Origin of the sequence: Myroides sp. LoEW2-1, assembly GCF_009767705.1 — a bacterium.
In the GTDB taxonomy this organism is placed as follows: Bacteria; Bacteroidota; Bacteroidia; order Flavobacteriales; family Flavobacteriaceae; genus Flavobacterium; species Flavobacterium album_A.
Window position 1 is genome coordinate 19,230 of record NZ_WSPP01000042.1, and the last position, 11,625, is coordinate 30,854.

The 11,625-nt window shown below is 35.2% G+C and carries 12 protein-coding genes and 1 other RNA gene; 9 read left to right on the forward strand and 4 right to left on the reverse strand.

The features are described 5' to 3' along the window. Positions 1 to 416 precede the first annotated feature (416 nt). Positions 417 to 734: a GNAT family N-acetyltransferase gene (locus GOQ24_RS03410; protein WP_160339109.1), complete on the reverse strand. Its 318-nt coding sequence runs from the start codon at positions 732 to 734 to the stop codon at positions 417 to 419. 509 nt (positions 735 to 1,243) lie between these two features. On the opposite strand from GOQ24_RS03410, the gene GOQ24_RS03415 reads away from it, so the two are divergent. From GOQ24_RS03415 to GOQ24_RS03435, 5 genes are all read left to right on the forward strand, one after another. After that, a complete protein-coding gene (locus GOQ24_RS03415) occupies positions 1,244 to 1,567 on the forward strand; it encodes a YbaB/EbfC family nucleoid-associated protein (protein WP_155091777.1) in 324 nt (107 codons plus the stop codon). A gap of 2 nt (positions 1,568 to 1,569) precedes the next feature. Continuing rightward, positions 1,570 to 2,304: a DUF4369 domain-containing protein gene (locus GOQ24_RS03420; protein ID WP_160339110.1), complete on the forward strand. Its 735-nt coding sequence runs from the start codon at positions 1,570 to 1,572 to the stop codon at positions 2,302 to 2,304. 541 nt (positions 2,305 to 2,845) lie between these two features. Beyond that, positions 2,846 to 3,850 carry a nicotinate-nucleotide--dimethylbenzimidazole phosphoribosyltransferase gene (cobT, locus tag GOQ24_RS03425; RefSeq protein ID WP_155091779.1) on the forward strand — a complete coding sequence of 335 codons (1,005 nt, stop codon included), beginning with the start codon at positions 2,846 to 2,848 and terminating at the stop codon, positions 3,848 to 3,850. Continuing rightward, on the forward strand, positions 3,847 to 4,623 hold the full coding sequence (locus GOQ24_RS03430; protein ID WP_155091780.1) for an adenosylcobinamide-GDP ribazoletransferase: 777 nt from the start codon (positions 3,847 to 3,849) through the stop codon (positions 4,621 to 4,623). Before cobT ends, GOQ24_RS03430 begins: the two co-directional genes overlap by 4 nt. Beyond that, complete coding sequence (locus GOQ24_RS03435) at positions 4,608 to 5,168, forward strand: histidine phosphatase family protein (protein ID WP_155091781.1); 561 nt, start codon at positions 4,608 to 4,610, stop codon at positions 5,166 to 5,168. The genes GOQ24_RS03430 and GOQ24_RS03435 overlap by 16 nt, the downstream gene beginning before the upstream one ends. Before the next feature lie 35 nt (positions 5,169 to 5,203). On the opposite strand, the gene GOQ24_RS03440 is transcribed toward GOQ24_RS03435, so the two are convergent. Together GOQ24_RS03440 and GOQ24_RS03445 are read right to left on the reverse strand one after the other, a co-directional pair. Further along, on the reverse strand, positions 5,204 to 5,971 hold the full coding sequence (locus GOQ24_RS03440) for a hypothetical protein (RefSeq protein ID WP_155091782.1): 768 nt from the start codon (positions 5,969 to 5,971) through the stop codon (positions 5,204 to 5,206). A 172-nt stretch (positions 5,972 to 6,143) separates the two neighbouring features. Further along, positions 6,144 to 7,838 carry a M23 family metallopeptidase gene (locus GOQ24_RS03445; RefSeq protein WP_160339111.1) on the reverse strand — a complete coding sequence of 565 codons (1,695 nt, stop codon included), beginning with the start codon at positions 7,836 to 7,838 and terminating at the stop codon, positions 6,144 to 6,146. Between the two features lie 188 nt (positions 7,839 to 8,026). Here GOQ24_RS03445 and GOQ24_RS03450 point away from each other — a divergent pair, with 188 nt between their 5' ends. From GOQ24_RS03450 to rny, 4 genes are all read left to right on the forward strand, one after another. Next, a complete protein-coding gene (locus GOQ24_RS03450) occupies positions 8,027 to 8,317 on the forward strand; it encodes a hypothetical protein (RefSeq protein WP_155091784.1) in 291 nt (96 codons plus the stop codon). 9 nt (positions 8,318 to 8,326) lie between these two features. Further along, a complete protein-coding gene (locus GOQ24_RS03455; RefSeq protein WP_155091785.1) occupies positions 8,327 to 8,626 on the forward strand; it encodes a cell division protein ZapA in 300 nt (99 codons plus the stop codon). Positions 8,627 to 8,696: 70 nt separating this feature from the next. Then, positions 8,697 to 8,803: non-coding RNA, 6S RNA (gene ssrS, locus GOQ24_RS03460), on the forward strand. Positions 8,804 to 8,855: 52 nt separating this feature from the next. Continuing rightward, complete coding sequence (rny, locus tag GOQ24_RS03465; RefSeq protein ID WP_155091786.1) at positions 8,856 to 10,418, forward strand: ribonuclease Y; 1,563 nt, start codon at positions 8,856 to 8,858, stop codon at positions 10,416 to 10,418. A gap of 152 nt (positions 10,419 to 10,570) precedes the next feature. Here rny and xerD read toward each other — a convergent pair whose 3' ends face one another. Next, entirely contained in the window at positions 10,571 to 11,491 is a 921-nt protein-coding gene (gene xerD / locus GOQ24_RS03470; protein WP_160339112.1) for a site-specific tyrosine recombinase XerD, read from the reverse strand. Positions 11,492 to 11,625 lie beyond the last annotated feature (134 nt).

Sequence of the window (11,625 nt, forward strand, 5' to 3'; positions counted from 1 at the left end):
TCATGCGATGACAAACTCACTGCCTATCAGATTTAGGTAACTTCCTGTATCCCTAACTTCCTTTGATTGAATCTAAGTCAGAATAAATGGGAAATCTAATTGACAGAATTGTTTATTCACTTTATCTATCCTATTGATCAAATGAAATTTATTGTAAGTTACTCTTTTTATTTTCCCTTCCCTCACTTTATCACAGCAAAAAAAAGTTTGTTGTCTAACCGCTTTTTCTTTTGCTTTCTATTTGTAAATAGTCACTTCAAATAACGTCACAGGAATGAAAAAAACACCAAAAGACAAAGCTGTAAACCCCCTTTTTTAACAGGATTTATATACAGTGGAAAACAAGTGATCTTTCTTAAAAAGTTTGATCATCAAAGGAACACATGGAGGCAAATAAAAAAAAGCCGATATCTTACTTACAAATTATCATATCCCGCAAATTCCTTAGAAACAACTCGTTTCCAATCGCTGTTTTTCTTTATAAAACTATACACTAAAGGACACAGAGGAATTAACTCATATTGATTCTGCTCAATGTAAAGTAGCGTTTTCTCGACTAATGCCATAGCTACTCCTCTACCTGCTAATTCTTCAGGGCTCTCTGTGTGAATCAACTTTATCACTTTGCCTTCTTCTTGAAAATCAATAAAAGCAGTATAACCATCAACAGTTAATTCAAAGCGATTACCTTGTATATTCTTATACAAATTCAAATTTAGAAACTCATCTTTCATAATAGGCTGTATTTATCTATTGTTTATACTTCAAAAATATAACCATTATCTCTCAAAGACACTTAATATAGATTAATAACTACCTGCTAACTGTTATTTCAATGAATTACTCCTACGTGGATAGGTAGTTTGTTCGGGCTTTAGAGGTGGTTTGTTCGGATAAAAGGCCATTTTCCCAGTAAATTCCGTACTTGGTCGCACCAATATCCGAACAAAATGCCTTATACATTTTTAGGACAAATCTTCAAAGTCAGGTTACATAGCACTTTGCACGCATTTTGCTCAAAAAAAGACAGGTTGATTTGTACATAAAAATGTTCTTTTCTGTCTAAAGAATACCTATTCCCTTTGGCTATTCACTCTTTTTTCACAAGCGTACGATAAACAACTAAAAACGCAACACTCTTAATTCCAACGAGGTTAACGTTTACTTTAAGTATTCTATAACATCTATATACAACTTCAAAAGATTTTAATATTTTTGTCTCACTAACTTTAATGTATAACATATGTTCGGCGACTTAATGGGAATGATGGGTAAGCTACAAGAAACCCAAGCAAAAATTGAAGAAACTAAAAAGAGATTAGACACAGTATTAATCGATGAAAAAAGCAATGATGGATTATTGGAAGTTACTATGACTGCCAATAGACAAATCAGAACACTGTCTATATCTGATGAATTAATGAATGACAAAGAGCAGTTAGAGGACTACTTGATTATGGTATTAAACCGTACCATAGAAAAGGCTACAGCTGTTAATGACGCCGAATTAGCTGCAGCAGCTAAAGATGGTATGCCTAATATTCCAGGAATGGACCTATTCAAATAATTATGAAAAAAATAGTATACTCACTTTTATTAGTTAGCGGCTTATTAATTGCCTCTTGTAATGATGGTACATCTTCTAAAGGGAATACAGTTATTACAGGAAATGTAGAGGGATTGAATCAAGGAAAGCTTTATCTATACCAGATGCAAGATACAACCTTGGTAGCTGTTGACTCATTAATCGTAAATGGAGGAAATGCCAATTTTAAATTTGCCTTAGATATTGAAAGCCCTGAAATGTTGTATTTGACATTAGATAGAGGTCATACTGTTTCTCAAGATAATCAATTGGGATTTTTTGCAGAACCTGGTCAGATTAATATTGAGACCAACCTAAAGAAATTCTATGCACAAGCAAAGGTGACAGGGTCAACCAATCAACCAATCTACGAGGAGTATTTGAAAGTACGCGGATCTGTCATAGACAAACAGAATGGCTTGATTGTAGAGATGTTCAATGCTCGTAAAGAAAACAATCAACATGCCTTAGACAGTTTAGTCAACTTAGACAAGCGCCTTAACAATAGAAAATACTTAAATGCAATTAACTTTGCCATTAACCACAAAAACTCTGACGTTGCACCATTCATAGCTTTAACTGATCTATATGATGCTAACATCAAATACTTAGATACTATCTACAACTCTTTAGACAGCAATATTGCAAACCAAAAATACGGTAAGCAATTAAAAGAGTTCATCGCAGAGCGAAAAGAAATGTCAACTGTACAAGAATAACAAAAATATCAACGCCTCTATATAGAGGCGTTTTCTATTAAGAAGAATTTGCTTACACAAGAGATTCTCTGTTTCAATTTAAACCTTATCCTATACCATTGAGGAATTACTCACTTTACTTTCTTAAAAAAGCTTCTATAAGCATAGAGCGATCCCACAGGTATTGAATTTTAATACCAAACACCTGATTTACTTTAGGAAGGTGAAATTTTTACAGAAAGCAATCTACCCCCAAAATAATATTCCTCACGAATCTACCAGTCGCTATAGGCACTCCTCCTTTTGTCACTACGCTTTATTTGGGTGAAGCAGACATCACCTGACACCATCATTCCTCTAATTGACACATTGAATAAAAAACGAAATTAGAAAAGGTTATCAGTAAGTAGATCTATCCTTAAAATAAAGTGTATAAAGCGATTAAATAACTAATCGACATTGATTTTTTTGTATCTTGAAACTCTGTACTACTACTCACTCTTTATACTTAAAAAATAGAAAGTAGAACAATCGACCAATTTTTAAAACTAAAATAACATAGATGACTTTCGATCAACAACTACAACAAAAAATTGACTTAAAGACCAAACCTATTCGAGCACTTGGTACATTAGAAGACCTCGCATTTCAAATTGCCAAAGTGCAGCAGACGCTTACTCCACAGTTACATCATCCTACAATACTTGTCTATGCAGCTGACCACGGGTTAGCAAAAGAAGGCGTTAGTGCTTACCCTCAGGAAGTCACTCCTCAGATGGTGTATAACTTCCTTCAAGGAGGTGCGGCAATTAATGTTTTTTGCAACCAAAACAACATTGCTTTAAAAATAGTAGATGCAGGAGTAAATGCAGATTTTCCCGTACACGAAAACTTGATTTCTTCAAAAGCAGGTTATGGGACAGCTAATATGTTAAACCACAAAGCCATGACTGAAGAACAATTAACATACTGTTTTACAGCGGCAGAAAAGCACATTGAATCCTTGGTAAGTTCTAAGTGTAATATCGTCGGCTTTGGAGAAATGGGGATAGGCAATACTTCAGCAGCCTCGCTGATCATGAGTTCCCTATTGGACATTCCTATTGCTGAATGTACTGGTCGAGGCACAGGAGTAGATGATCTAAACTTTTTGCGCAAACAGCAAATACTACAACAAGTACATGCCAATCACCCTAACCTAAAAACACCAAGAGAAATACTACAAACCTTCGGTGGTTTTGAAATTGCACAAATGTGTGGTGCTATGCTTGCCGCACATAAAAACAATATGTTACTTATGATCGATGGCTTTATTTGCTCGAGTGCATTCTTAGTTGCTTATCACATAAACCCAGCGATATTAAATAACGCCATCTTTTGCCATCAGTCAGACGAGCAAGGACACCGTATCCTTTTAGAGAGAATAGGGGCACGAGCGATTTTAAACCTCAGTCTTAGATTAGGTGAAGGAACAGGTTGTGCCTTGTCTTATCCCATTATACAAAGTGCTGTAAATTTTCTCAATAATATGGCAAGTTTTGAATCTGCAAATGTTTCAAACAAATGATAAAAAGAGAATTAACTTATTTCTGCACGGCTATCATGTTCTTTACCAGGATTCCGATTCCCTTTCACTTGCCCTATAACAATGAGATCATGAATAAGTCACAAAAGTACTTTCCATTGGTAGGACTCGTGGTTGGATTACTTGCAGCCTTAGCCTACTATATCTCTCAATTGGTTTTTCCAAATGACATCAGTATTATTCTATCTGTTTGTCTGACTGTATTACTTACAGGCGCGTTTCACGAAGATGGCTTTACGGATAGCTGTGATGCTTTTGGAGGAGGATACGGCAAAGAGAACATCATGACGATCATGAAGGATAGTCGCATTGGAGCCTATGGGGTCATTGGTATTTTACTACTACTCATTCTAAAAATAGTTACTTTAGTACATCTAAGTCACTTATCCCTATCCCTCGTAATATTTGCGATAATCTGTGGACATACCACAAGTAGATTTCACGCAGGCATGACTATTTACACCCACCAATATGTACAAGATATAGACAAGAGTAAATCAAAACCCTTAGCCAGTAAGAAATTACCGTGGAATAATATCTTGTTATCCCTCATCATTACTTTATTGCCTTATTTGCTTTATCAAAACTGGCTCTTATTACTCGCTTTTCCCATTAGTTACCTTGGAAAGATTTACTTATCTTACTACTTCAAAAAACACATAGGAGGCTATACAGGTGATTGTTTAGGAGCCATTCAACAAATATGTGAAGTAATATTCTATCTAAGTATTTTAGGCTTATGCAAGTATATGTAATTCGACACACAGCAGTAGAGATCCAAGCCGGTACCTGCTATGGACAAACGGATCTGAACTTATTGAATAGCTACAGAGATGACTTGCTACAAGTGCGCAAGCAACTTCCGAAAGCCTTTGATGCTATCTTTAGTAGTCCTCTCAAGCGATGCACTTTTATAGCAGAAGAATTTGACTCCAAGTATCAAACAGATTCGAGGCTAATAGAAATGAATTTTGGACATTGGGAAATGGCAAATTGGAGCGAAATTCCGAAACAAGAAATCGATCTTTGGAATAGTAATCTCACTCACAATCGTCCACCACAAGGAGAAAGTCTATATGAAGTACAGAGTAGAGTGAATCATTTCTTGGATGAGCTCAGAACTCAGAGTTTTAAAAACGTTCTACTCATTACACATGGAGGTCCCATCCGTTGTATGTGGAATTACATTTTAGACATCCCTCTTGAAAATACATTTAGGATTCCCGTTGGTTTTGACGAGGTATTCACCTTTCAGTTAGGAGAAGAACATAGCGAAGATTTCATCATTGCTAAACAATAAAAAAACACGCTATGCATAGCGTGTTTTTACCTTTATTATTTTTCTTCTTCTTCCATTGCTACTGGTAGAGCAACTTCTAAAGGATCATGTGTTTTTATTTCCAAATTCGGATCCAATAGGTTAATGTAGTAATAGTTAACCGTATCCTCTATATCTAAGATACCATCCTTATTGATATCTTCAATAGTCCTGAAATATAATCTGTGCTGCGCATCGATTACAGTCCAATCCAAAAGCTCATTGTTAGGCTGAATAACATTCTTAAACTTGCGACCGTTAGCCTCACTGATATACAACAACTTGGCAGGTGTTTTAGGGTTGATCACAACTTGCTCATCAAATACCTTATAGAGAAGAAAGTGTTTTTTATACTTATCAGCAATTGACTTTAAATAAGTCGCAGAGTGTATTTTTAATTTTTTATCCGTTAACGGTCTAACCTCTAAAGAATCTTTATGCTGAAACATAATGTTGTCCAGGAATCCCGTTAATTCATAAGGTGAAAAATTAGAAACAGTATATGAATAAGAATTGTTGTTCGATTTGCTTCCAAACTTAGAAGACGAACCATATACACGTACTTCACCTACAGGAAACATTAGGTAATTGGCCTCTCCCATAACGATAGGTAGGTCAACTACACGCATATCATTGTGTTTGATTTCTTCTTCTTGACTATCAACTTCTTTAGAAAGAACACCTGAAGTATCGTTCGGAAAATTGGCTTTAGAGTTTTCTTCTTGTTTGCAAGCTGATACAATAACCGCAAGTAGAACAATTAATATATTTATTCTTGTATTCATACTTATTGAATTAAAACGTATCAAAGATAAAGTAAATTTTACACATTTTTATTCTATAAAGCTAAATCTAAAGTATTTATAAGTATTAGTAATTCAATATTTTAAACAATAAATATTGATGAAAATAAAAAAAGGGTGATTGCACTTTACAGCGAACAACCACCCTTGTATGTTATTTTCTAAAGAAATGAGAAACGTATACAGCTTGATTCCCCATTCGATCCGTTACTTTTATCTCTACTGCATTCTTACCTGAAGTTACGATACCATCACTAAACTTGTGAACTATTTTCTTTGTTTTGTGATCGTAATCCAACAATATCCACTTGTCGTTAATCTTTCCTTCAATGGTATCTATTCCCGACAAATCATCGCTAATTAAGAAAGAAATCTCATTGGCATTGCTCAGCCATTGACCTTCAGTAAAACTTGGTTTATAGATCGTCGGCGCTTTGTCGTCAATCATAATTTTATAAGTACCAAAAGACTTTGTATAAATTGTGTAAATATGATCTTTCTTTGTAGTCTTGTAAAAATCTCGTCTGCCCTTTTCGTCAATCTTACCAATAAATGCTTTATCTGGATTGTCAATCGTTAATTTTGAGGTATCAAATGAAATTGCCATATTCTTTCGGAACGCTGTCACAGGCTCCCCTACTACTAACTGCTCTTGATCAGCGCTAATATCAATCGCTAAATCGTGGTAAAAAGTTGCCCCACTAATGTTGATACTTGCAAACCCTCTTTCAAAATAGTAATCTTTATCTGCGTTAATCTTAAACTCTTTGACATTATTCTCTCTCGCCGTCTTTGCCTCCGTTGCATCGTATTCTATTGGAATACTTATAGCTCTTTCATTCCCGTGATAATCGCAAAGCACAATTTTGTAGGTGTAACTTTCACCAGGTTTAACATCTATAATTCCCTTTGTCTCGTTATAGGATAAAACAGAGAGATTGTAAGGTCTCTCTACAAATAACTTTTGAACTTTAGCTCTTGTTTTTACGTAGCGTTCATAGTCAATCAATGCGTTTACCGTTCCCGATTCTGCAAAAGAAAATGTATCAAATCGATAGCTAAACAAACGCTTTCCATTCACATAAGTTTCCAAAGAGTAAACGCCGTTCTTGTTAGCATTGTAATCAGCTTGATCAAAAATATCTATTCCGAAGCTAATCTTTCCTTTTGCCTTTACAGTAGGCACTACTAAAGTACCATCCGCACTTGTCGTATAATTTAACAGTTGTGGGTTGGCATTTGTATTGGCAACAGCATCATCACTTATAGGATAAACAAATACGCTATTGACACTTGGCGCAATTTTATCTGTTACCATTTTATCCATTCCCTCTTTTAAAGGATTGATAATTTTCTGCGTTTTTGTATCGCGAAATTCGTAGTGTAAATGAGGTCCACCAGAACCACCCGTATTTCCAGTATATGCAATTAACTGCCCTTTCTTGACAGGCATTTGATTTTTCTTAAAAAACATCTCGACTTCAAAAGCCTTTTCAGCATAGTGTCTTTTGCGTACATAATCTGCAATCTCTCCTGCATATTCATTCAAGTGACCATAGACAGTGGTCTGTCCGTTTGGATGATCGATATAAAGCGCCTTGCCATATCCCCAAGTAGAAACTTTGATTCGCGAAACATATCCATCTGCTGGTGCATAGACAGGTAGTCCAATGCGCTGTTGTGTTTTAATATCCAGTCCAGCGTGAAAATGAGTACCGCGAAGTTCACCAAAATTACCCGAAAGGTTAACAGGAATTTGCAAAGGGTTGCTAAAGTCTAACTTTTCCTGTGCCATAGAAACAGTTGCCACACTACCTAACAATAGTGTAGATATCAATTTTAATCTCATACTTACTAACATTTTCTGCTAAAATAAACAATAACTAAATTAAAAGAACTATAAACGCTAAAAATGAAACACATAGATAATAAACAATTCTATTTATTAGAGAAATAGCTTTTTTTTATTGTAAATCTTTTTTAAATTTAAATACAAATTGTAACTTTGTGCTAAAGGATATTTGAATAGAAAGTATAATGAGTGAACTGGCTAACATAATCAGCTCTTTGGAGGTTAAGTTTGCGAAACTTGTACAGCGATTAAACAAACTTGAAGCAGAGAATACACAGCTGAAAGAGCGTTTAATCCAAGCAAATGAAGAGGTTGAATACAATGAAAAGCAATTAGATGAGATTTATAAGAAGTATGAATCCCTTCAGTTAGCAAATTCCTTATTGGGCAGTGAAGAGAATAAAAGAGATATGAAACTCAAAATAAATTCATTGATAAGAGAGATAGATCAGTGTATCGCTTATCTGACAAAATAGATCTGAACCATGAACAATGATGAACAATTAAGAATAAAAATATCAATTGCTGATAGAGTATACCCTCTAACAGTTAGTTACTCTCAGGAAGAAGCCCTTAGGAGTGCGTCTAAAAAGATTGATACGATGATTCATCAGTTTGAGGAGAACTATGCTGTTAGAGATAAACAAGATGTTTTAGCTATGTGTGCCTTACAGTTCGCATCGCAAACAGAACAAAAAAGCATCGATACAAGTGAAGGCTATAACAAAGCCTTAGATCGACTAATCAAATTAGATGAGGCTATTGAGCGAATACTCGCTAAATAATAAATTGACGTTCTTACTTTAAAAAAAGGGAGACTTAAAAATACTGCTCACATTAGTACCTGTTTGATAAACTCAACACTAACAAATTAAAATGAGTAAATCTTTGCATCTAAAGCACGCTGCTCACGCAGATCCTTGAACCGCAAGCTAGCTCAAAACTTGTTTACCTTAGAGTTTATACAACTCAATTCTAGTGTGAGCTTTTTTTATATATAATTTTGAAACATTTATGGAAATATTATTTGTCGTAGGAGGAATTGTGATTGGTGCAGCTATCGGCTTTGTAATCGCCAAGTACCTTGAGAAAAATCACGCTTCTTCAATATTGCAAAGTGCAAAAAATGAAGCAAAAACGACATTGCGTGATGCAAAAAACGAAGGAGAAGCGATTAAAAAAGAAAAGATATTACAAGCTAAAGAAAAGTTTATTGAACTGAAATCAGAACATGAACAAGTAATTTTAGCTCGTGATAAAAAGATTGCAGAAGCAGAAAAAAGAACAAGAGATAAGGAATCTCAAATTTCTAATGAACTTTCAAGAGCCAAAAAAGCTGCTGATGAAAGTGAAAAGAAAATTAAAGAATATGACCAAAAGCTTGAACTAATTGAACGCAAACAAGAGGAAGTTGAGAAACTTCACCGCGCTCAAGTTGAACAGTTAGAAGCTATCTCTGGACTTACTGCTGAAGAAGCTAAGAACCAAATCATTGAAAGCTTAAAAACAGAAGCAAAAGCTGACGCAATGGCACATATTCAAGACACTATTGAAGAGGCTAAGTTAACTGCTCAACAAGAGGCTAAAAAGATTATTATCAACACTATTCAACGTGTAGGTACAGAAGAAGCTGTAGAGAACTGTGTATCTGTATTCAACATTGAATCTGATGACGTAAAAGGTAGAATCATTGGTCGTGAGGGTAGAAACATTAGAGCTATTGAAGCTGCTACAGGAGTTGAAATCATCGTTGACGATACACCTGAAGCTATTATTCTTTCATGCTTTGACCCTGTAAGAAGGGAAGTTGCTCGATTGTCTTTACATAGACTTGTAACGGATGGACGTATCCACCCTGCAAGAATTGAAGAAGTAGTTGCCAAAACAACGAAGCAAATTGAGGAGGAAATCATCGAAATAGGTAAGCGTACTGTGATTGACTTAGGTATTCACGGTCTACACCCTGAGTTGATTAAAATAGTAGGTAGAATGAAATACCGTTCTTCTTATGGACAAAACTTACTACAACACTCACGCGAAGTAGCGAAACTATGTGGTTTAATGGCTGCAGAGCTGGGATTGAATGTAAAATTAGCTAAACGAGCTGGTCTATTACACGATATTGGTAAAGTTCCAGAAACTGAAACTGAACTTCCACACGCAATTTTAGGTATGCAGTGGGCTGAGAAATACGGTGAAAAACCAGAAGTATGCAATGCTATTGGAGCTCACCACGACGAGATTGAAATGACAACTCTTATCGCACCAATTATTCAAGTATGTGATGCGATCTCTGGTGCAAGACCAGGAGCAAGACGTCAAGTATTAGATTCGTATATTCAACGATTAAAAGATCTTGAAAGTATAGCTAATGAGTTTAATGGTGTGAAGAATGCCTATGCTATTCAAGCTGGACGTGAGCTACGTGTTATCGTAGAGAGCGAAAAAGTTACAGACGATATGGCGGCTACTTTATCATTTGACATTTCTCAAAAAATACAAACTGAAATGACTTATCCAGGTCAAGTTAAGATTACAGTAATCAGAGAAACAAGAGCAATAAACATTGCTAAATAAAGAAGACACAAGATTAATTTCTATGATAAAAAAGGGACTATTTTTTTACAATAGTCCCTTTTCTTTTTTGTTTATATGAAGTACTTCTATATCCCTCCTATCTACTTTATAGATTCAAATCACCGCTAATTCTAAAAATAGAGTAAGAATTACTACAATCGCTTTTTCCCACTCCTTGGATGAAAGTCTTCCATAACAGAACGCAATCGCTCTGTACTAATATGAGTATAAATCTCCGTAGTAGTAATAGACTCATGTCCTAACAAGACTTGTATTATGCGTATATCCGCCCCATTCTCTAATAAATGTGTGGCAAACGAATGACGGAAGGTATGTGGACTTACAACCTTGTTGAGCTTAGCTATTTTTGCTAATTGCTTAATAATAGTGAATATCATTGCCCTTGTCAACTGCCCTCCTCTTCTATTCAAAAATAAAATATCCACATCCTCCTTCTTAATAGTTAACTGGCATCGAATTGTTTTAATATAACTACTAATATACTTCATTGTATCTTCGTCAATTGGCACAAAGCGCTGCTTATCACCTTTACCTATTACCCGTATAAAACCTTCTTCAAAAAACAAATCAGAAATGCGCAAACTAACAAGTTCACTAACTCGCAATCCACAACTATATAGCAGTTCGAGAATGACTTTATTGCGATATCCTTCGTTTGTAGACTGATCAATGCAAGCAATCAAACGATCGATTTCCTCAACACTCAAGATATCAGGTAGCTTGCGCCCTGATTTAGGAGTTTCAATCAATTCGAAAGGCGAACGCTCAATATATCGCTCTAAAATAAAGTAATTAAAAAAGTTCTTTAGCCCAGATATAATTCGAGCTTGTGAATTAACCGCAACAAGTTCGCTAAGCTGATAGACAAAACCTTGTGCGAGCTCCTCGTCAATTTGTTCAACACTAAAGTCTGTATCATAGCTTTCTAAGTAGTTTAAAAACTTTCGCACATCTAAAATATAACTTTCAATAGAATTATCAGATAAACCGCGTTCTAACCTTAAATAGCTTGAAAACATCTTAATTTTATCTTCCCAATAACCTGTAGCCATAGTTTAAAAATATAATGATACCAAAGATACAAAAACAAAAAAGAGGCTGTCTAAAAAGCCTAAAAAACAAAACCCCGTCTAAAAAAGGCGGGGTTTTTTCATTGTTTGTCCTCAAAAATAATTATCTTCAAGGT